This is a genomic window from Paraburkholderia sp. RL17-347-BIC-D (assembly GCF_046027915.1).
GTDB lineage: Bacteria > Pseudomonadota > Gammaproteobacteria > Burkholderiales > Burkholderiaceae > Paraburkholderia.
Window position 1 is genome coordinate 127,520 of the sequence record NZ_JARESS010000011.1, and the last position, 22,227, is coordinate 149,746.

Consider the following 22,227-nt stretch of genomic DNA (forward strand, 5'->3'; position numbering starts at 1 on the left):
CCAATCGTCAGCACATCGACGGAATCGCTCACAAGTAAGTTCTTCGCTGCCTTAATAACGCATCCGCAATTATTGCGCGATGCCGATGGTCCACATGAACCTGCGACACTCACCACGTCATGTCTCTCTGCGTTTTGGCGGAAAGGCAATGCAAGGACGTGAAACGATAGACCATACCTGATGCCTGCGCCCCGGTTCATCCGACTCCATCGCCGCAGATCAGCGTGCCCGGCTCGAATGTGACGCCACGATGGCACGAGTCGCAATTTCAAATGCCGCGCACCTTGTGGGGGCTTCCGAGCCCCAGGCAAGAACATGTGGATCCACCTCCGACAGTAACGGCAGCGCTCAAAAGGCGATCTGTCGCTCACGCGTGCCGAGGAGCAATGTGAATCTTTTTCCGTGCACTCTCGTTTATGTCGATGTCGATGCGAAACCGGGGCCCAACTCGACGAGTCGCGATCCGCTCTCGTATGTGAGCCAGGCGATCTGCCTGAATAACAGCTTGCGGCGCGTGGGCATGCCGACCTTGACCATCATGACTAACGCGCCGGACCTGGTCGGGCGCCGGCTCACGGGCATGCCGACCGAGCATCGTCCGGCAGTGACGCCTCTCGCCGCAACGATCGAGTTGCCGAAGAACACGCCGTTCTACGCCGCGCATTTCAAACTCGATCTGATGGACCAGGTGGCGGAGACCTTGCCCGCCGACACGACGATGTTGTTGCTCGACGCCGATATGGTGGCGCTGCTGCCGCTCGATCACGATCTGATCGAACGATGCGCGCAAGCCGGCCTCGGCGTATTCGATATTTCGGATCAGGTGTTTCCGGCCTACGGCAGCGAACGCGTGGTCGCGGATCTGGAGATCGTTGCGGACCAGCGCTTGATGAATCCGCGCTGGTACGGCGGCGAATTTCTACTCGCGACACCCGCTTCGCTGCGCCGTCTGGTGCCGCGCGCGCGAGCCAGTTACGCGCGCTATCTCAGCGAAAGCGAGCACCTGAGGCATCACGGCGACGAAGCGTTCATCTCGGCCGCGCTCAATGCGCTCAGCGACGAAGGACAGGTGCTGATCGAAGTCGGCGCGTATCAGGCGGTAGGGCGCCATTGGCCCGGCAACAACTATCGCGACTTGCGCTGGTTCCGCTGCTGTTCGTTCGTTCATTTGCCTGGCGGCAAGGCACTGCTCGAAAGAGAAGCGCGTTTCGACGATTTCGCGCCGGATCGTTTCTGGCGCCACATGCGCGTGGCGCACCTGCGTGGGCGCGTGCGCCACGCGGTCAAGCGGATCGCGAGGATGCTGAGCGCGGAGCGGCTCGCGATGCTGTCCGCGTGTGCGCTGCGCGGCGTGAAGAGCTAGCCGCGTCAGTCACATACGCATTACGGTGAGCGCCGCACCGCGCCTCCGCTCGTCACATTTTCACGTCGATACGACCATAGACGCCGTTCGCTTCGTCATTCGGCCCTGCGGCGAAAAACAGCGTGTTCACCGGCTGATTGCTGAGTCCATTGCCGAACGCGATCCCCCACAGGCCGTCCTGCACGAACGAAGTGTTGTCGGGCAGATTGATGGCGCCGAGCGACTGGCCGCTCGCCGGATCGAAGGCGTTGATCGTGCCGTCACCGAAGTTGCCGATCAGCACGTCGCCGCTGAACCGTCCAAAATTGGCCGGCGCCTGCGTGACGCCCCACGGCGCATTCAGCACGCCCCCCGAGGCAAAACGCTGCAGGAGGTTGCCCGCGGTATCGAAGACATCGACGAAGCCGAGGCCGGCGCCGTCGACGTTGTCGTGCGCCTCCGCATCCTGTTTCGCGTAGGTCACGAAGAGCTTCGCGCCGATTGCCTGAATGCCGAACGGCGCAAAGCCTGCCGGAAGCGACGTGTCCTGAAACTTGCCCGGTGTTGAAACCTTCGCGAAGTTCTTGTCGAAGACGTCGACTCTGTTGTTGTGAAAGTCGGTGGCGTAGAGGAAGTTGGCGCCGCCGTTGCTGGCCAGCGCAAGGCCCTTGTAGACCGCGGCGCTGCTGCCGCTGTCGAATACGACGAAGGCGGTGGTGGGCGCAACGGCCGGCGCCCACGCGGTAATCGTGCCGCCTTCGCCGGCAAAGATGAATGCGCCTACGCCCGATTTGCCGCCTTGGGTCACGACGAAGTCCGTCGTGCCGTTGAACACGATGCCGGTCGGATTCGCCGGCCCGTTGACTCCATTCGGAATGCTGACGACAAGCGATTGTGGCGTGCCGTTGCCGTCATAGAGTGTCGCCAGCGAGGTGGCGTTGTCCGCTACCCAGACGAAACCCTTCGGATTGAACGCAACGCCCCACGCGTTTTTCAGATTCGGGTCCGTATGCGCCGCCGCGACCGCGCCGTCCGATACGAGTGCCGTCGACGTAAACGATTGGTTATTGACCGAATCGGAACCGCCGCACGCTGCGATAAGACCCACCAATGCTGCGCCGCCCACGACGATGCCCAATGACTTAAGCACAGATTTCATGGCCGCACCTCTCTGAGAGACCAATGATCATTGCGCCTATTGAACGCGTGGCGTGGCGGCTTTATTCCTTCGGCAAAGATGTTTTTTCGACCCGTGTCGGGCGGTCAGTTGGGCGGCGCGTCATATCGTGCCGAACAGCGCGCGCGGACGATCCTTGAGCGTGCCGGTCAACAGCCGCAGCGCGCTCACGAGCTGATCGCGGCTGGTCGCACAGGCGAGGTTGATCCGCACCCCGTGCTCGATCTCCGACCGGTCCACGGCAAACGCCGACGACGGCATCACCACGACGCCACGCGCCTTCGCATTGGCCGCGAAGTCGTCAGCGCGCCACGGCGGCGGCAACTTGAGCCACACGAACATGCAGGCCGGATCGGTCTGCAGCAACTCCTGCGGCAACAGCTCGCGCGCGAGGTCCTGGCGCGCGCGAATCTCGGCGAGCTGCGCGTCCATGATGTGGCGCGCGGTGCCGTCCTCGATCCAGATCGACGCGATCAGCATCGACATCGGCGCGGGCATCCATGCCGTCGTGCGGACGGCTTCCGCGCATAGCGCGGCGCTGTCCGGCGGGCTCAGCAGATAGCCGAGCCGCAGGCCGGGGGCGAGGATTTTCGAGGTCGCCGCGAGGTGGAAGGTGAGTTCCGGACACAGGCTCGCGATCGTCGGCAGACGTTGCGAGACGAGCGGACCGTACACGTCGTCCTCGATGATCGCCACGCTGTGCCGGCGTGCAATATCGACGAGCGCCATGCGGCGTTCGAGACTCATGGTCGTGACAGTCGGGTTCTGCAGATTCGGCACCGTGAAAATCGCCTTCACCGGCATGCGCCGGCAGGCGCGTTCCACTTCGTCGGTCAGCAGCCCGTCGCGATCGCTAGGAATACCGACGATCTCGAACTGGAACACCGGCGCCAGCGCCTTGAGGCCGTAGTAAGTGAGCTGATCGGCGAGAATCACGCCGTCGGTGCCGATCAGGCTGTTCAGCACCGCATACAAGCCATGCTGCGCGCCGCTCGTGACGACCACGTGATCGGCCGACGGCAGAAACCCGGGCGCGGCCATCCAGCGCGCGCCGGCCACGCGTGCCCACGCGGGCCCTTGCGGCGGCTGGTACTCCTGCAATTGCGGGTAGCGCGGATCGCGCGGCAATTCGGCCAGCGTGCGAGCGAGGCAGTTCAGGAACTCGCCCGTGGCCGGACGGTTGACGGTCAGATCGATCGCCGCGTTGCTCATGGCCTGCGCCGGCTCCACGCTCGGCATCGCGCCGCCGGTCACGAGCGAGCCGCGCCGTTTGCTGCCGATCACCAGCCCGCGCAGCTGCAGCTCCTTGTACGCCCGCGAAACCGTCGACACGTTGATGCCCAGTTCGGTGGCGAGTTGCCGCTGCGGCGGCAGGCGGCTGCCGGGCGGATAGATACCGCTGCGAATCTCGTTCTCGATCGAACTGGACACCTCGATATAGGTGGAGCGTTTCGCCTGCTCCGGGGCGCCAGAGGCGGAGCGGGCGGCGTCTTTGTCAGAAGCCATAAGATCAGGTGTCTCCATACAAAACCGGCTTTGTCCGCAATTGTGCGGAGGTTTGCCGATTCTATACCAGACATGCCTGACTGCAAGCCTTCAACCGATTACTCACGCGGCCGCGGGGCGCTGGCAAAGAGCAGACCCGCGGCAATCCAGGGAAAGTGCCAGGGCCACACAATGTGCGTTTTAATTGCACACAAAAAAATATTGTGTGATTCTAGATGTCATGTTTTGTCTGGTGGCGTGAATCAGGAGACGTCGCCGGACTGTGTCCAGCAATCTGTCAGCAGGAGTTGTCCGATGAGCTTTCCCCAGTCCTCCGCACCCGACACCACGCCGAAACTCGGCGCCGCGCTGCGTCAGCGGCACGTCACGATGATCGCGCTCGGCGGCATTATCGGCGCGGGCCTTTTCGTCGGCAGCAGCGCGACGCTCGCCACCGTCGGACCCGCCGCGTGCGTGTCGTATCTCGTGGCCGGCATCGTCGTGCTGATGGTCATGCGCATGCTCGGCGAAATGGCGCTGGCGGTGCCCGGCGTCGGCTCGTTCACCGAATACGCGCGCATCGGCCTCGGCAATTGGGCAGGTTTCACCAGCGGCTGGCTGTACTGGTACTTCTGGGTGATCGTCGTCGCGGTCGAGGCCGTGGCGGGCGCGGCGATCCTGCAGCGGTGGATTCCCGCACCGGTGTGGATGATCGGCCTCGTGCTGCTCTCGGTGATGACGTTGATCAATCTGCTGTCGGTGAAATCGTATGGCGAATTCGAGTTCTGGTTCGCATCGATCAAGGTCGCGGCGATCATCGTCTTTATCGCCATCGGCGCGGCCTATGTGTTCGGCTTCGGCCATGCCGGCAGCGCCGTGGCGAACCTGAGCAGCAATCGCGGCTTCATGCCGTTTGGCGCCATGTCGATTTTCGCGGCCGTGCCGACCGTGATTTTCGCGGTGGGCGGCGCGGAGATCGCCACCATCGCCGCCGCCGAATCGGATGATCCGGCCAAAAGCGTTGCGGCCATGACGCGCTCGGTGATTCTGCGAGTCATCACGTTCTATGTCGGGTCGATGTTCCTGATTGCATGCATCGTGCCGTGGGGCAGCATCGTCACCGGACACTCGCCGTTCGTCGCCGCGCTCGAAACGATGCGGATTCCCGGCTCGGCGGACATCATGAACGCCATCGTGCTGGTTGCCGTGCTCTCGGCGCTGAATTCGGGCTTGTATGTATCGTCGCGGATTCTGTTCCGGCTCGCCGAACGGGGCGACGCGCCGAAGTCGCTGCTGAAGCTGACCCCGCACAAAGTGCCGCGCCTCGCCGTGCTGCTGAGCAGTGTCGTCGGCTATGTGGCGATCGTTGCGGCCATTGTGTCGCCGCAGGGCGTGTTCCTGTTCCTCGTGAACGCGTCGGGCGCCGTGATGCTGTTCGTCTATCTCGCGACGGCGCTTGCGCAAATCCGCATCCGCCGGCGCATCGAGGCCACCGAACCGCAACGGCTCACGCTGAAGATGTGGCTGTTTCCGGGGCTCTCGTATGCGGTGGTGGCGGCGATCGTCGGCGTGCTCGTCGCGATGGGCTCCGATCCGTCGCTGCGCCCGCAATTGATGGCGAGCGCGGCGAGTCTCGCGGTGGCGTCGGCGGCTTATATGCTGGTAGCGAAACGCCAGCAGAGCGGCGGCACCGCGACGGGCTATCGGTCGCAGATCGGCCAGGAAGCATTTGAAGGGCGCAAATGATGCCGGAGATTGCCATCATCGGTGCGGGATTCATCGGCCTCGCGAGCGCTGCGTCCTTGATGCGCGACGGCCATCGGGTCACGCTGTTCGATCCGGCCGGCGTGGGGCAGGGCGCGTCGTTCGGCAATGCCGGCACCTTCGCGCACTATGCGTGCATTCCGGTCAACAACCCGACCGTGTTTCGAGACTTACCGCGTTTTCTGCTGTCGAACCAAAGTCCGTTCAGATTGCGTTGGGGATATTTGCCGCATCTCGCGCCGTGGCTCGTGCGCTTCATGATGAGCTCCCTGCCGCGCCGCTACGAAACGAGCGCGGGTGCGCTCGCCGCGCTGCTGGATTGCGCGCAGGACGGCTACGCGCCGCTGCTTGCCAATGCGGAGCTGGCACGTTTCGTCCGGCCGCGCGAGTGTCTCTATCTGTATTCGAACGCGGCTTCGTTCGATGCCGCGCGTCCCGCGCTCGATCTGCGGAAAAAACTGGGCGTGGCTTTCGATGTGCTCGACGGCGCCGCTATTCGCGCCCTTGAACCGGGACTGGCGCCGATCTTCGAGCGCGGCGTGCTGTTCAGCAATAGCTGGCACTTTTCCGACCCGCAAGGCTTTCTGCAGACGCTTTACGAGCAACTCGCCGCGCAGGGGCTGAAGCTCGAACGCTCGACTGTCGATGCGGTGCAACCCGGCGCGGACGGCGCGAGCCTGAGCGTCGGCGGTGTGGCGCGGCGTTTCGATCACGTGGTGGTGGCGACCGGCGCGCGTTCGGCCCATTTCGCCAGCCAGTGCGGCGACCCGGTTCCGCTCGACACGGAGCGCGGCTATCACGTGCGCTTTCCCGGCGCGCAGCACCTGGTGTCGCGGCCGGTCGGCTGGGCCGAGCGCGGTTTCTACATGACGCCGATGAGCGACGGCTTGCGCGTGGCGGGCACGGTCGAACTCGCCGGCTTCGGCGACACGCGCAACCGCTCGCTGCTCGACCTGCTGACGTTTTCATCGAAACGGGCGTTGCCCGCACTCGACACACCGGATAGCAACTGGCTCGGCTTTCGCCCCACATTGCCCGACGGCGTGCCGGTGCTCGCACGCTCACGCGCGAGCGAGCGCGTGATCTACGCATTCGGCCATCAGCATCTGGGTTTGACGCTGGCGGGCGTGAGCGGACGCATCGTCGCCGATCTGATCGCACGGCGTGTGCCGCCGCTCGATCTCGCGCCCTACGCGGCCACGCGCTTTTGATTGCCGCAGAGGACAGGTTCGGAGTCGTTTTATTCAGGCTTTACAGCAAGCATCGCAGAGCGGTTTCGACGCGTCGCGCATCGGATCGGCCCACCTGCACACACACGCGCGACGTCACATCTCGCAAGGAGCGCATCATGAATCGCCGCTATTGGCTGTTGAGTGCCACTGTCTGTGCACTCGCCACGTATATGCCGTTTTCGTGGGCCGCCGACCCCCAGATCGTCAAGATCGGTTTCGTCGGACCGTTGACGGGGCCGGTTGCCCGCGTCGGCAAGGACTTGCAGTACGGCGCGCAGCTTGCGCTCGATGAAGAGAACGCAAAGAACCCGGTGATCGGCGGCAAGCCGGTCAAGTTCGTGCTCGACGTGCAGGACGATCAGGCCGATCCGCGCGTGGCGATTCAGGTCGCGCAGAAGCTGGTCGACGACGGCGTGGTCGGCGTGATCGGCCATTACAACTCGGGCTGCAGCATTCCGGCGTCGACGGTGTATCACCAGGCGAACGTGGCGATGATCACGCCGGGCTCGACCAATCCGCAATTGACCAAGCAAGGCTTCAAGAACGTGTTTCGTACGATGGGCCACGACGGCATAGGCGGCGTCGTGGCGGGGCATTTCGTGGTGGAGCAGATGAAGGCGAAGCGCATTGCCATCATCGACGATCGCACCGCTTTCGGGCAAGGGCTGGCCGATGCGTTCGAGAAGGGCGTCAAGGAAGCGAACGGCAACATCGTCGATCGGGAATTCACCAACGACAAAGCGATCGATTTTCGCGCCATTCTGACCACGCTCAAGAGCAAGAACGTCGACCTGATTTTCTTCGGCGGACTGGATGAGCAAGGCGCGATGCTGGTCAAGCAGATGCGCTCGCTTGGCATGTCCGCGCAGCTGTTCGGTGCCGGCGCGCTGAAGAGCAACGCGTTCCTGCAGATCGCCGGCACGGCGGGCAACGGGACGCAGGACCTCGAACCGGGCCCGGCGCTCGACAAGCTGCCTGCCGCGCAGGCGTTCGGCAAGCGCTACAAGGCGCGCTTCAATCAGGATGTCGAACTGTACGCGCCGTTTTCCTATGACGCCGCGCTCGCCATGCTGAAAGCGATTCACGCCGCCGACTCGCTCGATCGCGCGAAGATCGTCGACAGTCTCGCCAAGGTCACGGTCACGGGCGTCACCGGCAATATCACCTTCGATCCGTATGGCGATCTGATCAAGCCGCCGTACACCTTGTTCCAGGTCGAGCAAGGCCAATGGAAAAGCGTCAAGACGGTGGGCGGCAGCGGCGCATGATGGCAGGTCTGGAAGCAAGCCATATTTCACCGCTTGGCTGAGGTCTGAGAAAAAACCGTGACGCCGGCTGTTGCCGGCAGTCGCGGTTTTGTCGAGGCACAATGGAAACAGGCAACCGTTCGGCGTCATCGCGCCGCGCGGTTGCTTCATTTCTGAAAGCTTTCGACGCGAGGCCGACAGCATGACCGCATCCATCACGCTGGTTCTGTTCGACATGGAAGGTGTTCTGACCCATTACGACCGCGCCGCACGGGTCGATCATCTGGCGGCCACCGCGGGGTGCTCGCCAGACATCGTGCGTCACGCGATCTGGGGATCGGGCCTCGAAGCGCGTGCGGACGCAGGCCAGATCAGCGATGACGAGTATCTGCGCGAGTTGGGCATGCTACTGAACTACCCGGTCAGCCGCGACGACTGGTTGGCCGCGCGCCACGCGTCGATTACGCCGAACCAGGAAGCGCTCGCGCTTGCCGCCAAAGTCGCCGAGCGGCACCGTATCGCGGTGCTGACGAACAATTGCCGCTTGTTGACCGATCACATCGCTTATCTGAATCCGCCTGTCGCGCGGCTGTTCGGCACGCACGTTTACTCGTCGGCGGCGTTTGGTGCCGCGAAACCGGCGGCGCAAACCTATCTGCGCTGTCTGGAGCAACTCGGCGTGCCCGCAGCCCAAACGCTTTTCGTCGACGATACGGTGGCCAACGTGAACGGCGCGGTCGATGCAGGACTGCAAGGGCACCTGTTCGTCAGCGTCGCCGCTTTGTCGGACGAATTGCAGCGTCGCGGGGTGACTTAGCGGCTGTGGCGGTTTTCAAGTCGCTAATCGCTGAAGTCCGGATTCTGCTGCACCAGTTCGTGCACCCACTCGCTGAACACCCGCACGGACATGCTCAAACGACGGTGCGGATAAAGAATCGAGAGCGGCAACGGCGCGCAATGGCAGTCGCGCAAAATCTCACGCAGCGCGCCGGATTCGAGCGCCTTCGCCACCATGAAGCGCGGCGTCTGGATCAGGCCCAAGCCTTCCACTGCCGACGCAACATAGACCAGGCCTTCGTTGACCGCGAGTTTGCCCTCGATCGGTCTTTTGATGAGGATGCCGTCCGCTTCGAACTCCATCGGATAGACGCGCCCCGTGCGCGCGGAAAAATAATTCACGGCGTGATGCCGGTCGAGATCGTCGGGCGTGGCCGGCTCGCCCATCTGCTCGAGATAGGCGGGCGCGGCGCAAATCGTCATGCGCACGCTGCCGAGCGAGCGTGCCACTAGGTTCGAATCGTCGAGCACGCCGATGCGGATCACGCAATCCACGCCTTCTTGCACGAGATCCACGTTGCGGTCCGCCAATCCCAGCTTCACCGTGATGTCGGGATAGCGCGCGTTGAAATCGCGCATCACCGGAACCAGCACGTGAGCCGCGAATGTGGCGGAGGTGTCGACGCGGACCGTGCCGCGCGGACTCTGGCGTTTGCTCGATAACGCCGACTCGGCGTCGGAGACCTCGGCGAGAATGCGTGCGCAGTATTCGTAGTAGAGCGCGCCGTCGTCGGTGACCTGCACGCGGCGCGTCGTGCGGTTCAGCAGCCGCGCGCCCAGGTGGCTCTCCAGATTCTGCACGACCGTCGACACGGAGGCGCGTGGCATTTCCAGCGAATCGGCCGCTTTCGAGAAACTGGACGCGTCGACGACGCGCTTGAACACTGCCATGCCTTGAAGAAGGTCCATACGGTGCTGTCCTCTGGAAGCTGAGCGAAGACCTACTCGCGAATCGTTGGAATGATAGCCGCGGCGCGTTGATGTCGGACAGTGCAAACCGGCCTACGGGTTCACGGAGTCGGCCGCAAAAAACCTTGACTCCCGGAACTCACGGCCTATAGTTCACCATATGGCAAAGTCTCCAGTCAGTCAACTCGATCGCACGTTTTCCGCCCTCGTGGATCCCACGCGGCGGGCCATCCTCGCGCGTCTGGAGCGTGAGCCTGGTCTGTCGGTCACGGAAATCGCGCGTCCGTTGCCGCTCAAACTGCCCGCCGTCATGAAGCACCTCGACGTGCTGAGCGACGCGGGTCTCGTGGCGCGCACGAAAAGCGGCCGAACCGTCTCGGTCGAACTGGTTGCCGGCCCGATGGAAGAAGCGATGGCGTGGTTGCGACGCTACGAACGCTTCTGGTCCGCGAGTCTCGACCGGCTCGCCGATTTTGTTGAGAGGAACGACGAATGAACGAAAAGCCCAGCCTGACCATCGTGCGGCGCATCAAGGCGCCACCTGCAAGAGTCTACGCAGCATGGACGCGGCCCGAGTGGATGGCGCGCTGGTGGGGACCGGACGCCGGGCCGGTCCTGAGCGCCGAAGCCGATCCGCGCGTGGGCGGCCGCTTTCGTGTGGTGTTTCAGACACTGGATGGCGAAACGCACGACTGCCGCGGCGAGTACCAGGAGGTCGAAGCGGAGCGCAAGCTCGTCTTCACGTGGGAGTGGGTCACGCTGCCGGAGCGCCGGTCGCTGGTGACGATCCGGTTTCGTCCGATCGAGGAGGGCACCGAACTGCATTTCAATCACGCGCAGTTCTTCGACGAAGCTGCACGCGATGGTCATCAAAGCGGCTGGACTGGTGCATTCGAGAAGCTGGACGCACTGCTTGCCGAGCTGGAAAACGAAGCCGAATGAAGCACATTCCACCGAAGTCAACGCATACCGAGGTCGACCATGAAGCTTTACTATGCTGAAACGCTGTCTCCCAGAAAATCCTGTGCGCTAGCCAAATATTTAGGCTTGCCAATCGACTACGCCTTTGTCGATCTGGGCAAAGGCGAGCAAACCCGGCCGGACTATCTGGCGATCAATCCGAACGGCAAGGTGCCTTGTCTCGTCGACGGCGAGAAGATCATCTGGGAGGCCGACGCGATCCTGTGCCATCTCGCGCAGCGCGCGGAATCCCCGCTTTGGCCGCGGGGCGCGCAGCAGCAGATCGAAATCGTGCGCTGGTTCAGCTGGGATAGCCAGCATCTGCTCCGGCATGCCGGGGCGCTTTACTTCGAGTACCTGATCAAACCGTGGGTCGGACTCGGCGAGCCCGACCCCGCGAAGGTCGCCGAAGCGCAAGGTTTTTTCCGCAAGCATGCTGCCGTGCTCAACCAGCATCTGAATGGGCGCAAGTGGCTGCTGGGTGACGAGATGTCGGTGGCGGATTTCTCGGTCGGCATCGCGCTGCCGTATGCGAAAAGCGCGGCAATGCCGGTTGAAGAGTTTCCGGAAGTGGTGCGCTGGCACGATCAGTTGAACGCGATCGACGCATGGCGCGACCCGTTTCCCGCGCGGCAGGAACGCGCCACGGCGAACGCCTGAGGAGGAGCCATGTGCTGCGCGATAGTTGCACTATCGATGACCTTGCTGGCCAGTTGGCGCGGCGTGTCGGGCTCGCTCGTCGGCCGCACCGGGCGGCTGCGCGGGATCGCGATCGCGGTTATCGCGATCGGCGCGGCGGCGGGGTCCGCGACGGCTGCGGATCAGTTCGCGGCGGCGGGTGGCGGACAACAATCGTCGTTGATCGCGCGGCTGGCCAGCATGCCGATTTGCGGGCACTTTATCCGCTAATGGCGCGTGACGTGTGATCGTCGAAGCAGGGCGCTCTGGGTGGCTTCAACGTGCTGTGCCGATTTGCCGTATCGTACGGAGTCACTGTACTGCGCGCGAATCGAGGGCACGTCATGGCACTTTCGTGGAAAACCGCTGTAGGGCTTTCCGGCAGACGCCGTTTTCTGCGCACGGCACGCGGCACCGCAATCGGCTTGTCAGCGTCGCTCGCTTTGCCGCGATTGGCGGCCGGTCAAACCCCAACACCGTCTCAGTCGCAAACCGAATCCGCCAGCACGCCGCTGCCGCGCATGGCGCAACGCGTGATTCCCGCCACGGGCGAACGCTTGCCCGTGGTCGGCTGCGGCACCTGGCGGACCTTCGATGTCGGCAACGATCCCTCCGGCCGCGCGCAACTCGCCGACGTGCTGCGCATCCTGTTCGAAGCCGGTGGTTCGGTGATCGATTCATCGCCGATGTACGGCTCGTCGGAAGCCGTCGCTGGCGCGCTGCTCACGCAACTGAACGCGCACAACAAGGCCTTCGTCGCCACCAAGGTCTGGACCGACGGACGCGAGGCGGGCATCGCGCAGATGGAAGAATCGCTGCGCCGCTTTCAGCAGCCGCGTATCGATCTGATGCAGGTTCACAACCTGCTCGACTGGCGCACGCAACTCGCCACGCTGCGCGACTGGAAAGCGCGCGGCCGGATTCGCTATATCGGCATCACGCACTACACGTCGAGTGCTTTCGATGAAGTCGCCGCCGTCATGCGCAGCGACAAGCCGGACTTCGTGCAGGTCAACTACGCAGCCGACGACCGCGCCGCCGAGTCGCGCATCTTGCCGCTCGCGGCGGAGTTGGGCATCGGCGTCGTGATCAACCAGCCCTTCGGCGGCGGCGGCCTGCTGGCACGCGTCGGCAAAACACCGCTGCCTGCGTGGGCTGCGGAAATCGGCTGCACGAGTTGGGCGCAGATTCTTTTGAAGTTCGTGCTCGCGCAGCCGGCGGTGACGGTGGTGATTCCAGGCACGGGGCGTCCGCAATACATGGCGGACAACGTTCGGGCCGGTTCTGGCCCATTACCCGACAAGGCGATGTGCGCACGAATCGTGGCAGCGGTGAATGGCTAGCCGATCATTTGCGTATTAATCGCGCTAATTGCTTTGTGAACTCTCCAGCTAGTTCAAATTAATACCTCGCTCGCGGTTATTCGCTCGCGCCATTGCGCTATAGCACAATACTGCGCAAAGAAAAATAAAGTTTCCCGTAGTCGAGAACGATATTGCGATTTCTAGAGGATTAACTCAGTCCCATTACTGAAGCCATTCGGTTTGCATACGCAAAACACAAGTCAAAGAAAGATTGTGAAAGGAAGTTGACACGGGAACGTTTGCCAAACTAGGCTACGCACTGTCGTCAAAAACTGACCTCGGTTTAATCCACCTGCCCGGAGACGCAGGTAAGCCGCCGCTTTGCCGGTCAGCCGGACGATCGAATGAAGGCCGGAAAATATGGCCCAAGCTGTCGTTGTGAAAGCATTGTAATAAATGTGTGTCGCAATTCTAAAATCAGCCACAAGTGCTGAGGCGCCAACACGTCCCTATATTCTCGCTAGCAATTCGGTGCTAGTGCGGGAGACCTTTTTCGCTGAAAAAAAGAGAAAACCAGCATAAGCACTCAACGCACTTTCTTTTGCCGATATTGTCAGTCGAGGATTAATCATGCGTATAAATTTCCGATTGCAGATGCAGTGCCTCGCACTAGCCGGAATTGCGGTTCTGGCGGGATGCGGCGGCAGCGACGGCTCGTCGTCCTTGACGAGCAAATCCGGGCAGGCGCCTGCGGCCGCACCGGCCGCCTCCGAAGTGGCGCTGGCCCCGCCCGCCGCGCCGGTCGTGGCGGACACATCGATCAACAAGACGGTACCGCCGGTCGAGTTGCCCGACACGGTCACACCGGTCAACTACAAGCTATGGTTCCGGCCGAACCCCGCGCTGTCTTCGTTCGACGGCCGCGCCGACGTGCAGATCAAGGTGCAGAAAGCCGTCAACGCGATCACGATCGCCGGGCACCGGGTCAAGTTCACCAACGGCACGATTACGCTTCAGCCGGGCAATATCCCGCTGATCGCCACGCCGCAGGACGACGGCGACTTCTATCAACTGCGCCCCGTGAGCGGGCAGATCGCCGCCGGCAACTACTCGCTGCACATGGAGTGGAGCGGCATCATCAACTTCAAGACCTATGACGATCCGGTCGCCAAGACCGGCGGTAGTTGCGGCGACGATCCCTATCCGGGCTGCTCCGCGGCCGAAGGGGTGTTCCGCGTCGATCTGAAGTCGACCGACGGCACGACCAGCGGCGCAATCCTCACGCAAGGCGAATCGAACCTGGCGCGTCAATGGTTCCCGGGCTGGGACGAGCCGGCTTTCCGGCCCACCTACGAGGTGAGTGCGGAAGTCCCGCAGAACTGGAACGTCGTCTCGAACGCGGCCGAGAAACCGGCGGTGAACGTGGATAGCGGCTACAAGCTCGTGTCGTTCGAGAAGACGCCGCCCATGCCGTCGTATCTGCTGTTCTTCGGCGGCGGTCAGTTCGACATTCTCGAAGACGACTTTTCGAGCCCTCTGCCCGACGGAAAAGGGCTGCATCTGCGCATCTTCACGCCGCCCGGCATGCGTGACTGGGCCAAGCCGGCCATGCAACAGACCAAGCAGGCGCTCGATTACTACTACCGCTACACCGGCATTCCGTTGCCGCTCACCAAGTTCGACACCATCGCGGCCAACGACGCGTTCAAGGAGCAGAAGGACCTGAACTTCGGCGGCATGGAGAACTGGGGCGCGATTCTCGAATTCGCCGACGACATTCTGCCGGCGCCCGGCACGACCATGTCCGACTACGGCGTGACGGTGCTCACGCACGAAGCCGCGCACCAATGGTTCGGCGATCTCGTCACGCTCGACTGGTGGGACGACGTCTGGCTGAACGAGTCGTTTGCGACGTTCTTCGAGAACAAGACCAAGGTGCGCTTCTTCCCGGACCGCTTCAGCTGGGTCGACGACGTGAAGAACAAGTACGCCGTGATCAATGCGGACCTGAAGTCCACCTCGTTCCCGGTGCAGCCGAACTTCAACGGCTGGGCGTCGAACGACTTCGTGCTGAGCGCGAGCGCCTTCACGTACGACAAGGGAGGTCACGTGCTCAAGATGCTGGAGAACTACCTCGGCGAAGAAGTGATGCGCAAGGGTCTGCAGTCGTATCTCGCCGACTATTCGTTCGGCAACGTAACGCCCAAGCGTCTGTGGGACGAACTGGCGAAGGCGAGCGGCCAGCCGATGGTGGCGATCGGCGACAGTTTCGTGCGGCAAACAGGCGTGCCGCTGATCTCGCTCGACACGCAGTGCGATCTGACGACCAATCAGACCGTGGTCACCCTGAAACAGTCGCCGTTCCCGAACCAGAATCAGTACCCGGGCACGCAGTGGACCATTCCGTTGACGCTCGCGTACGGCGACGGTCTGACTTCACGCAAGACGCTGGCGATGAAGGACACGCAAACGCAGGTGCGTCTGAACGGCTGTTCCGCGGTGCTCGCCGATCCGAGCGGTCTCGACTACTACGTGACCAACTACAGCAACAACGCGTGGAGCCAGTTGCTCGCGCAGGGTAACGCACTGAAGGATCCGGTTCTGCTGACCAGTCTGCAACTCGAGGCGAAGCTCTTGGTGAACAACGGTCTCGCGGACCCGTCGCGCGTCACCAGCATCGGCTCGCTGAGTCCGGCGGCCACACCGCTTGCGCGTCAGTTGCTGACGACGGCGCCGACGACGCAATCGCAGCGTCCGACGATCCGCTACCAGGGTAAGTTCAAAGCGAAGCCGCAGGCGCAGCAAGGCCAATAAGCGGCAGTGTTGGGTATTGGGTAGTTCAGCGGCCCGCATCGTGATGCAGTGATGCGGGCCGCTGTTTCAATGGCACTTCACGTGCCGCAGTGGAGCGAGGCGTCGCAATCAGCCGGCGGTCTTGCCGCCGTCGACGGTCACGATCTGCCCCGTGACGAACGACGCCGCATCCGATGCCAGGAACACGATGGCGCGCGCCACGTCGTCCGGCTTGCCGATACGGCCGAGCGGCACTTTCGCGGCGAGCGCGGCCTTGTTCTCCGGCGTGCCGGTGAAGCGGTCGAGCATGCCGGTGTCGGTCGGCCCCGGCGCAACGGCGTTGACCCGCACGCCGTTGGACGCCACTTCGAGCGCCGCCGACTTGGTCATGCCTTCCACCGCATGCTTGCTGCCCGCGTACACGGACGCGAAGGCCGCGCCTTCATGACCGTAAGTCGACGAAACGTTCACCACGCTGCCGCTCTTTTGCGCCGACATCACGCGCAGTTCGTGCTTCATGCTGAGCAGCGTGCCGAGCACGTTGGTGTCGAACGTCGCGGTGTAGCTCTCGACGGTCTGGCTGGTGATGGCGCCGGGTTGGCCTTCGGTGCCGGCGTTGTTCACGGCGGCGTCGATGCGGCCGAAGCGCGCGACCGTCTGGTCGACGAGGCTCGCGACTTCCTCGTCGCGGCGCACGTCGGCCAGGATGAAGTGTGCGTCCGCGCCGAGTTCGCGCAATTCTTTTTCGAGCGCCTTGCCTTCGGCTTCGCGACGGCCGGAGACGACGAGACGGGCGCCCGTTTCGGCGAAAGCAAGGGCCGTGGCGCGGCCGATCCCGGTGAGTGCGCCGGTGATCAGAATGACGGGGTGGCTCATATTTAACTCCTGGGGGGGTATGTATTTGCGGTATGAGAGCGAAGCAGGCGGCGTACAGTTAAACGGGTTGCGATCTGCTTCAAATCATTGCCTTGAGTGCAATTTAGTGGCTTCCCGGTCGGAGTAAAAAGACTTTATAAGCTGGCTGGCATGCCTGACGGGCATGGAGAAGCATTTGACAATGCAGGCGCTCGACGCAGGCTGCCCGTTCGGCGGCAGCGACCTGAGTCCCTCTGCCGATCCGCCAACGTCCCAAGACAATTCATCTGCCGATTGATCGAAGCTGGAATAAAACCGGCGCCGGCTCAGTCATGCCTGACGAACCGACTCGCGAGGGCCGCCGGATGATCCACGGCTCGGCTGCGACTCTTTATCGTGAGGTCAACATGTCGTCACATCAATCATTCGACGCGTCGCGGCGCGGCGCACTGAAGTGTCTTGCATTCGGTGGCTTGGGCACCGTGTTCGTTCTCGCCGGCGGCATTCTCACGCCGGTGGAGCTGGCACTCGCCGCCGACCCGAAACCATCCGCTGCTACGGGCGGTGTGCCGCTTTTCCTGCAAATCAGCGACACGCATATCGGCTTTAACAAGGAAGCCAATCCGGACGTGGCGGGCACGCTGAAGCAGACCATCGAGTACGTCAATGCGATGCCGGTCAAGCCCGCGCTGACTATCCATACCGGCGATATCACGCATCTGTCCAAGCCCGCGGAGTTCGATCTCGCGGCCCAGTTGATGTCCGGCCTGAACATCACGGAACTGCACACCGTTCCCGGCGAGCACGACGTGACAGACGGTCCCGGAACCGAATACTTCAGCCGCTTCGGCAAGGCCTCGGACAACAAGGGCTATTACAGCTTCGACCATCAGGGCGTGCATTTCGTCGGCCTGGTCAACGTGATGCATTTCAAGCCGAACGGCCTGGGCGGTCTCGGCGACGAACAGCTCGAGTGGCTCGAAAACGATTTGAAAGGGCGCTCGTCCAGCACGCCGATCGTCGTGTTCGCGCACATGCCGATGTGGACGATCTACGAGCCGTGGGGCTGGGGCACCGGAGACGCGGGCCAGGCAATGAGCTACCTGAAACGCTTCGGTTCGGTGACGGTACTGAACGGCCACATTCATCAGATCGTGTCGAAAGTGGAGGGCAACATCACCTTCCACACGGCGCGTTCGACGGCTTATCCGCAGCCGACCGCCGGCAACGGCACGGGCCCCGGACCGTTGACGGTGGCGAGCGACCAGCTGCCGAAAATGCTTGGCGTGACCAGCATCAAGATCGCGCGGCATCCGCTGAAAGCCACGCTCAACGACACGACGCTCGTCTGATAGTCAGAACTTTTTCATCGCAGGAGATCAGTTATGCAAACTAAAAATATTCGCCGCGTATGGTTGGCATTGGCCGCAAGTTCGGCGTTGCTCGCGGCATCGTCCGGGTTTTCCGTGGCGCGGGCGGAGACGCCGAACGCGGTCGTCATCAAGAACTTCATGTTCTCGCCTATGGAGCTCACGGTCAAAGCCGGCTCGACCGTGACCTGGAAGAATCTGGACGGCGAACCGCACACCGTCGTGAACGACGCGGGCATGTTTCGCTCCGCGGCACTCGATCAGAACGACACGTACCAGTTCAAGTTCGACAAGCCGGGCGTGTACAAGGTGTTTTGCGGCATCCACCCGAATATGAAGGAGACCATTACCGTGCAGTGAGCGTTGTAGGAGACCAATGTATAGAGTGCGGCCAGGGCGCTCACGCATTGCATGCAGCATCGCTGCGTGTCTTGCCTGTGGCGCCTTCGGCGCACGCAACACGGAGTTGATGCCGGGACGTTTGATCGGCAGCGCCCCCCCGGCGGCATGGCGGCGACGCTCGACGCCATGCGTTTATAGACGTCGCTGCGTGCCGCCGAAATCGACGGCTAGCGCGCAAGCCGGAGTATGGCCGATCCGGCCAGAGAAACGGCGGTTCTGGACAGCCGGGCGGGGCGATAAAATAAGCCACACGTATGCTGCTATGCGCTGCGCGATTCGCCCGGCGCACAGCGCGCTTCCAGGGCAACCGCACCGCCGCCAGGGCGGTGACCAGGAACGCCACTTGCGTTTAAAACGCGGCCCCGAGCACAGAAAAACCTGCTGTGCTCGGGCGTGGTTGTTGCATGACTGACGGCCACCTGCAGCCACTTGCGCGATACCCGCTGCTCACGCCCTGTACGGCTCGTCCCGTTGCGCTGCGAAGCTTTCCCGCATAGCGCGCGACTACACGCGGCGTGGAACGTTTTACCTGTTTCTTCCGCGCAAAACTGCCTCGCAAAGACGACGTTTAAAGCGCAGCATTGCCGTGTTGTGGTTGTTCGCGCGATGAGCGGGTTTCAGTCTTCGAACGGCTTTGCATGGACCTGCAAAATCGTGTGAATAAAGTCGGCGCGCAGGGCAGACGTAAGGATTCCGGAGAGTATTGCGATGTACGACGATACGGACTCGCCCAAATCGGTGCTCGATGGCCAGGATGCCGGTGGCCAGACGAGCGGTCTGTCATTTTCCGCCACGCCGCCGAGGTTCGGACGCCTCGCCATGTGCGTGGCCGCGGCCAGCGCGCTCGCCATCGGCGTGATGGGTACGGTGGCGTATAGCGTCTGGTTCAATCACGATCAGCAGGCTTACGCCGAAGCCATGGCCGGCGCGCGGCGAGCGCTCGGCAACAGCGCGTCGGCGAGTGCTGCCGCGATGGCGAAAAGCGCGGGCGTGACGGCGTTGCCGGCAGCGGCCGTGCTGGCAAAGTCGCCGCAACCGTCGCCAGCAACGTCCGCGAGCGGCGTGACGGTCGCTGCATCGGCAGCCGGCGCGGATCCGGAAGCGGGCGGGCAGTTCGCGTCCTGGGCAGGCCAGGTCAAGGCATCGAAGGCGCGGCCTGACGTCGTTGCGGATGCGGCACCCGACACGCCCGCATCTGCCGCTACGCCGCCTACTTCGGGCCACCGTTCGGCAGGCTCAACCGCTCCGCCGACTCAGCAACTCGCCGCGTCGCGTCCGGGTAAAGATGCCCGGGCGGCGCCGCCGGAGCGCCGCGGCGCCTCCGAGACCGCGCGGCATAAGAACAGTCTGTTCGCCCGCATGGGGCTCTTCTTTCGTCGTGTGAGTTACCGGCAGCATGGCAACGCAAATCGGCAAGACCTCTACTCCCATCCGTGAGCGGCGCCGAGCCGGGCGTGCCGGTTCAAAAGGCGCCTTCATGAGCCGCTTCAGGCGGGTTCCCGCCATGCTGGCGAGCGCGTCATTGCTGTGTCTGCTGGTCGGCCTTCTCTATCTCGCCTTGCAGATCAGGACGATCTTCTCCGATCAGTTGAAGCAGGAATACGCCGGACTCGTGCTCGAAGCGGCGGAGCGCGCGGAAAGTGCTCGCGCGATGGTCGGCGTGTGGCAGCTACACGCCGACGACGGTCAAGCGCAAACGCAGGGTTACCGCCATGCACGCATCGAACTCGCCGATCGTCTGAACTCGCTCGCGGCATTGGTGAATGCCAGTCCGTCCGCTGCGCCGCGGGTGCCGGCGTCGGCATTGACGCCGGATGCCAGCCTGACTGGAACCGATGCGTTGCTTGCCACGATCCCGCCGTATTGGCGCGCCCAGCGCGATGCCGACGGCGCCGACGTGCGCCTGCGGATTGCCCATGTCGCGAACGTCTTGATCGCGCTGGCCGCGCTGCTGTTCGGCATGCTGCTCACCGCGCTCGGCATGTACGCGAAACGCAATCGTCAACTGGCGGGCGAGTCGCACGAGTTCGAGTACGCCGCGTTGCACGATCCGATGACCGGCTTGCCGAACCGGCGCAAGCTGTTCGCCACGCTCGACGAGGCGGCGGCGAATCTGCAAGCCGGTCCCACGGATCGCAACATCGCCGTGCTGTATGTGGATCTGGACGGCTTCAAGCAGGTCAACGACACGCTCGGCCACCGCGTCGGCGACGAATTCCTGATTGCGGTGTCGCACGCATTTCGCGAGTCGGTGCGTAAGGTGGATGTTGTCGCGCGCATCGGCGGCGACGAATTTGCGGTGCTGGTTCGAGAGTATTCGACGGCGTATGAACTCGCCGAGATTGCTCAGCGGCTCATCGCGTGTGTGGTCGAGACCGACGAGCAGATGGGTGTCGGCGTGGTGCGCGCGAGCATCGGCATTGCCAGCTATCCGGATCTCGTCAGCGATTACCAGCGCCTCGTCGCCGCGGCGGACGACGCGATGTATCGCGTCAAGCGCGGCGGCAAGAACGGTTACGCGTTTGCGGTGCAGGCTGATTGAGCGGAGCGCTCAGGACGTTTGTGTCTCTTGTGCCGCTTGCATCGCTTGCGCTTGCGTTTCTATTCTCAGCATCACTTCCCGACCTGGCCGTTCATTGATGACCGCGAGACGCACGTCATCGCTCATGGTCTTCCAACCGCGAATTTCGTCGCGCGTACGCAGGCAGCCGAGGCAGAAGCCGGTTTTGCCGTCGAGTTTGCAAATGTCGATGCAGGGTGACTGGATTGTCATGTTCAGACCAGCGCTTCCGTTGGATTGACTTCGACGGTGATGTGCGAGAGTCGGTTAAAAAATGCTGCAGCATTGTAGGGGAGAAGTGCGCTTCGCGGATCGAAGCTCGCGCACTGTCGCGCACGCTGAACTTTGTTTCGTGTTACAAAATCGAGGCTTGCCAGTAAGCGCTGTTTCATGCGCCGGCACAGCGGCCGTCATTCCGGGTTCATCCACAGCGGAAAGATTCATGTCCAGATATTCGTTGATGCGCGCCGTCGGGCGCTTGAGCCAGCCTGAGTGGATCGTCGCCTTCGTGGCTGCGGCACTGGCCGCGTGTGCGCCGGTGCCGCCGGCCAGCAGTCAGGTGGCCGTTCCGCCTGCCGTAATTCAGCCCGCTGTTCAGCCCGCCAGCCGCGCCGACGCCCAAGCCACCGGACGCCCAGCGGACGGCCCGCTGCCGGTGCCGCCGAACCTCGTCGCATTGGCGCAGCCGGCCGGTCAGAAACGGCTGACGAGCTCCGCGTCCAACCAGTCGTACTGGCCCCTCTCGCAGTATTTCGAAACCCAGCGCAACGAAGCCTATTGCTCCGTCGCGACCTCGGTCATGGCGCTCAACGCATTGGGCATTCGCCGGCCCGAGTCGACGCAGTACCCCGACTTCCCGTTCTTCTCGCAGGAAGATTTCTTTCACGGCATCGATCCGCAGGTGGCCAACGCCGCGCGGGTCTCGCACGAGGGCATGACGCTCGACCAGCTCAGCACGGCGCTGAATGCCTTTCCGGTCGATGTCAGGAAATACCACGCCGCGGACCTGTCGCTCGGCCAGTTTCGCGACCTCGTGCGCGCGACCACGGGCCACAGCGACCGCTTCGTGCTGTTGAATTTCAGGCGGGTGGAAATCGGCGAGACGGGCGGCGGACACTGGTCGCCGCTCGCCGCTTACGACTCGGCGAGCGACAGCGCGTTGCTGCTCGACGTGGCGCGCTACAAATATCCGGCCGTCTGGGTGCCGCTCGCGCAGTTGTACGCGGGGGCGCTGGCGCTGGATAGCGTGAGCGGGCTTTCACGCGGCATCGTGATCATCGGCAAGCGGCCGAATTGATATCTGCTTGCCGAG

21 protein-coding genes are annotated in these 22,227 nt (G+C 63.1%); 16 read left to right on the top strand and 5 right to left on the bottom strand.

Features of this window, described 5'->3' with window-relative positions; all coding sequences use genetic code 11:
* Positions 1 to 388: 388 nt before the first annotated feature.
* A complete protein-coding gene (locus P0D96_RS17275) occupies positions 389 to 1,363 on the top strand; it encodes a hypothetical protein (protein WP_408314490.1) in 975 nt (324 codons plus the stop codon).
* Between the two features lie 52 nt (positions 1,364 to 1,415).
* On the opposite strand, the gene P0D96_RS17280 is transcribed toward P0D96_RS17275, so the two are convergent.
* Positions 1,416 to 2,501 carry a TIGR03118 family protein gene (locus tag P0D96_RS17280; RefSeq protein WP_408180943.1) on the bottom strand — a complete coding sequence of 362 codons (1,086 nt, stop codon included), beginning with the start codon at positions 2,499 to 2,501 and terminating at the stop codon, positions 1,416 to 1,418.
* A 120-nt stretch (positions 2,502 to 2,621) separates the two neighbouring features.
* Positions 2,622 to 4,025 (bottom strand): aminotransferase-like domain-containing protein, encoded by a 1,404-nt coding sequence (locus tag P0D96_RS17285; RefSeq protein WP_408314492.1) that lies wholly within the window; start codon positions 4,023 to 4,025, stop codon positions 2,622 to 2,624.
* A gap of 294 nt (positions 4,026 to 4,319) precedes the next feature.
* On the opposite strand from P0D96_RS17285, the gene P0D96_RS17290 reads away from it, so the two are divergent.
* From P0D96_RS17290 to P0D96_RS17305, 4 genes are all read left to right on the top strand, one after another.
* Entirely contained in the window at positions 4,320 to 5,750 is a 1,431-nt protein-coding gene (locus P0D96_RS17290) for an amino acid permease (protein ID WP_408314494.1), read from the top strand.
* Positions 5,750 to 6,979 carry an NAD(P)/FAD-dependent oxidoreductase gene (locus P0D96_RS17295; protein ID WP_408314587.1) on the top strand — a complete coding sequence of 410 codons (1,230 nt, stop codon included), beginning with the start codon at positions 5,750 to 5,752 and terminating at the stop codon, positions 6,977 to 6,979. The genes P0D96_RS17290 and P0D96_RS17295 overlap by 1 nt, the downstream gene beginning before the upstream one ends.
* 137 nt (positions 6,980 to 7,116) lie before the next feature.
* Positions 7,117 to 8,268 carry a branched-chain amino acid ABC transporter substrate-binding protein gene (locus P0D96_RS17300; protein ID WP_132377304.1) on the top strand — a complete coding sequence of 384 codons (1,152 nt, stop codon included), beginning with the start codon at positions 7,117 to 7,119 and terminating at the stop codon, positions 8,266 to 8,268.
* 181 nt (positions 8,269 to 8,449) lie between these two features.
* Positions 8,450 to 9,064 carry an HAD family hydrolase gene (locus P0D96_RS17305; protein WP_408314496.1) on the top strand — a complete coding sequence of 205 codons (615 nt, stop codon included), beginning with the start codon at positions 8,450 to 8,452 and terminating at the stop codon, positions 9,062 to 9,064.
* 23 nt (positions 9,065 to 9,087) lie between these two features.
* Here P0D96_RS17305 and P0D96_RS17310 read toward each other — a convergent pair whose 3' ends face one another.
* Positions 9,088 to 9,993: a LysR family transcriptional regulator gene (locus P0D96_RS17310; RefSeq protein WP_408314497.1), complete on the bottom strand. Its 906-nt coding sequence runs from the start codon at positions 9,991 to 9,993 to the stop codon at positions 9,088 to 9,090.
* 160 nt (positions 9,994 to 10,153) lie between these two features.
* Here P0D96_RS17310 and P0D96_RS17315 point away from each other — a divergent pair, with 160 nt between their 5' ends.
* From P0D96_RS17315 to P0D96_RS17340, 6 genes are all read left to right on the top strand, one after another.
* A complete protein-coding gene (locus P0D96_RS17315; protein ID WP_132377301.1) occupies positions 10,154 to 10,489 on the top strand; it encodes an ArsR/SmtB family transcription factor in 336 nt (111 codons plus the stop codon).
* Positions 10,486 to 10,935 (top strand): SRPBCC family protein, encoded by a 450-nt coding sequence (locus P0D96_RS17320; protein WP_408314498.1) that lies wholly within the window; start codon positions 10,486 to 10,488, stop codon positions 10,933 to 10,935. The genes P0D96_RS17315 and P0D96_RS17320 overlap by 4 nt, the downstream gene beginning before the upstream one ends.
* Positions 10,936 to 10,974: 39 nt before the next feature.
* Complete coding sequence (locus tag P0D96_RS17325) at positions 10,975 to 11,613, top strand: glutathione S-transferase family protein (protein ID WP_408314500.1); 639 nt, start codon at positions 10,975 to 10,977, stop codon at positions 11,611 to 11,613.
* A gap of 36 nt (positions 11,614 to 11,649) precedes the next feature.
* Entirely contained in the window at positions 11,650 to 11,862 is a 213-nt protein-coding gene (locus P0D96_RS17330; protein WP_408314501.1) for a hypothetical protein, read from the top strand.
* 113 nt (positions 11,863 to 11,975) lie between these two features.
* Positions 11,976 to 12,974 carry an aldo/keto reductase gene (locus P0D96_RS17335; RefSeq protein ID WP_408314503.1) on the top strand — a complete coding sequence of 333 codons (999 nt, stop codon included), beginning with the start codon at positions 11,976 to 11,978 and terminating at the stop codon, positions 12,972 to 12,974.
* 591 nt (positions 12,975 to 13,565) lie between these two features.
* On the top strand, positions 13,566 to 15,749 hold the full coding sequence (locus P0D96_RS17340; RefSeq protein ID WP_408314505.1) for a M1 family metallopeptidase: 2,184 nt from the start codon (positions 13,566 to 13,568) through the stop codon (positions 15,747 to 15,749).
* A gap of 108 nt (positions 15,750 to 15,857) precedes the next feature.
* Here P0D96_RS17340 and P0D96_RS17345 read toward each other — a convergent pair whose 3' ends face one another.
* A complete protein-coding gene (locus tag P0D96_RS17345) occupies positions 15,858 to 16,604 on the bottom strand; it encodes an SDR family NAD(P)-dependent oxidoreductase (protein ID WP_408314507.1) in 747 nt (248 codons plus the stop codon).
* A 386-nt stretch (positions 16,605 to 16,990) separates the two neighbouring features.
* On the opposite strand from P0D96_RS17345, the gene P0D96_RS17350 reads away from it, so the two are divergent.
* The 4 genes from P0D96_RS17350 (at position 16,991) to P0D96_RS17365 (ending at position 20,897) form a co-directional block, all read left to right on the top strand.
* Positions 16,991 to 17,935, top strand: a complete 945-nt coding sequence (locus tag P0D96_RS17350) for a metallophosphoesterase family protein (RefSeq protein WP_408314509.1) — start codon at positions 16,991 to 16,993, stop codon at positions 17,933 to 17,935.
* 33 nt (positions 17,936 to 17,968) lie between these two features.
* On the top strand, positions 17,969 to 18,313 hold the full coding sequence (locus P0D96_RS17355; RefSeq protein WP_132377293.1) for a cupredoxin domain-containing protein: 345 nt from the start codon (positions 17,969 to 17,971) through the stop codon (positions 18,311 to 18,313).
* 750 nt (positions 18,314 to 19,063) lie between these two features.
* Positions 19,064 to 19,792 carry a hypothetical protein gene (locus P0D96_RS17360; RefSeq protein ID WP_408314510.1) on the top strand — a complete coding sequence of 243 codons (729 nt, stop codon included), beginning with the start codon at positions 19,064 to 19,066 and terminating at the stop codon, positions 19,790 to 19,792.
* Between the two features lie 40 nt (positions 19,793 to 19,832).
* On the top strand, positions 19,833 to 20,897 hold the full coding sequence (locus P0D96_RS17365; protein ID WP_408314512.1) for a GGDEF domain-containing protein: 1,065 nt from the start codon (positions 19,833 to 19,835) through the stop codon (positions 20,895 to 20,897).
* 9 nt (positions 20,898 to 20,906) lie between these two features.
* On the opposite strand, the gene P0D96_RS17370 is transcribed toward P0D96_RS17365, so the two are convergent.
* On the bottom strand, positions 20,907 to 21,128 hold the full coding sequence (locus tag P0D96_RS17370; protein ID WP_408180198.1) for a DUF1289 domain-containing protein: 222 nt from the start codon (positions 21,126 to 21,128) through the stop codon (positions 20,907 to 20,909).
* Between the two features lie 229 nt (positions 21,129 to 21,357).
* Between P0D96_RS17370 and P0D96_RS17375 the strand changes: the two genes are divergently transcribed.
* On the top strand, positions 21,358 to 22,212 hold the full coding sequence (locus P0D96_RS17375) for a phytochelatin synthase family protein (RefSeq protein ID WP_408180197.1): 855 nt from the start codon (positions 21,358 to 21,360) through the stop codon (positions 22,210 to 22,212).
* Positions 22,213 to 22,227: the final 15 nt, after the last annotated feature.

What these genes read in the sequence shown, in the direction of transcription:
- P0D96_RS17280 (WP_408180943.1), bottom strand. Translation starts at nt 2,501, where the DNA reads ATGAAATCTGTGCTTAAGTCATTGGGCATCGTCGTGGGCGGCGCAGCA.
- P0D96_RS17285 (WP_408314492.1), bottom strand. Translation starts at nt 4,025, where the DNA reads ATGGCTTCTGACAAAGACGCCGCCCGCTCCGCCTCTGGCGCCCCGGAG.
- P0D96_RS17290 (WP_408314494.1), top strand. Translation starts at nt 4,320, where the DNA reads ATGAGCTTTCCCCAGTCCTCCGCACCCGACACCACGCCGAAACTCGGC.
- P0D96_RS17295 (WP_408314587.1), top strand. Translation starts at nt 5,750, where the DNA reads ATGCCGGAGATTGCCATCATCGGTGCGGGATTCATCGGCCTCGCGAGC.
- P0D96_RS17300 (WP_132377304.1), top strand. Translation starts at nt 7,117, where the DNA reads ATGAATCGCCGCTATTGGCTGTTGAGTGCCACTGTCTGTGCACTCGCC.
- P0D96_RS17305 (WP_408314496.1), top strand. Translation starts at nt 8,450, where the DNA reads ATGACCGCATCCATCACGCTGGTTCTGTTCGACATGGAAGGTGTTCTG.
- P0D96_RS17310 (WP_408314497.1), bottom strand. Translation starts at nt 9,993, where the DNA reads ATGGACCTTCTTCAAGGCATGGCAGTGTTCAAGCGCGTCGTCGACGCG.
- P0D96_RS17315 (WP_132377301.1), top strand. Translation starts at nt 10,154, where the DNA reads ATGGCAAAGTCTCCAGTCAGTCAACTCGATCGCACGTTTTCCGCCCTC.
- P0D96_RS17320 (WP_408314498.1), top strand. Translation starts at nt 10,486, where the DNA reads ATGAACGAAAAGCCCAGCCTGACCATCGTGCGGCGCATCAAGGCGCCA.
- P0D96_RS17325 (WP_408314500.1), top strand. Translation starts at nt 10,975, where the DNA reads ATGAAGCTTTACTATGCTGAAACGCTGTCTCCCAGAAAATCCTGTGCG.
- P0D96_RS17330 (WP_408314501.1), top strand. Translation starts at nt 11,650, where the DNA reads ATGACCTTGCTGGCCAGTTGGCGCGGCGTGTCGGGCTCGCTCGTCGGC.
- P0D96_RS17335 (WP_408314503.1), top strand. Translation starts at nt 11,976, where the DNA reads ATGGCACTTTCGTGGAAAACCGCTGTAGGGCTTTCCGGCAGACGCCGT.
- P0D96_RS17340 (WP_408314505.1), top strand. Translation starts at nt 13,566, where the DNA reads ATGCGTATAAATTTCCGATTGCAGATGCAGTGCCTCGCACTAGCCGGA.
- P0D96_RS17345 (WP_408314507.1), bottom strand. Translation starts at nt 16,604, where the DNA reads ATGAGCCACCCCGTCATTCTGATCACCGGCGCACTCACCGGGATCGGC.
- P0D96_RS17350 (WP_408314509.1), top strand. Translation starts at nt 16,991, where the DNA reads ATGTCGTCACATCAATCATTCGACGCGTCGCGGCGCGGCGCACTGAAG.
- P0D96_RS17355 (WP_132377293.1), top strand. Translation starts at nt 17,969, where the DNA reads ATGCAAACTAAAAATATTCGCCGCGTATGGTTGGCATTGGCCGCAAGT.
- P0D96_RS17360 (WP_408314510.1), top strand. Translation starts at nt 19,064, where the DNA reads ATGTACGACGATACGGACTCGCCCAAATCGGTGCTCGATGGCCAGGAT.
- P0D96_RS17365 (WP_408314512.1), top strand. Translation starts at nt 19,833, where the DNA reads ATGAGCCGCTTCAGGCGGGTTCCCGCCATGCTGGCGAGCGCGTCATTG.
- P0D96_RS17370 (WP_408180198.1), bottom strand. Translation starts at nt 21,128, where the DNA reads ATGACAATCCAGTCACCCTGCATCGACATTTGCAAACTCGACGGCAAA.
- P0D96_RS17375 (WP_408180197.1), top strand. Translation starts at nt 21,358, where the DNA reads ATGTCCAGATATTCGTTGATGCGCGCCGTCGGGCGCTTGAGCCAGCCT.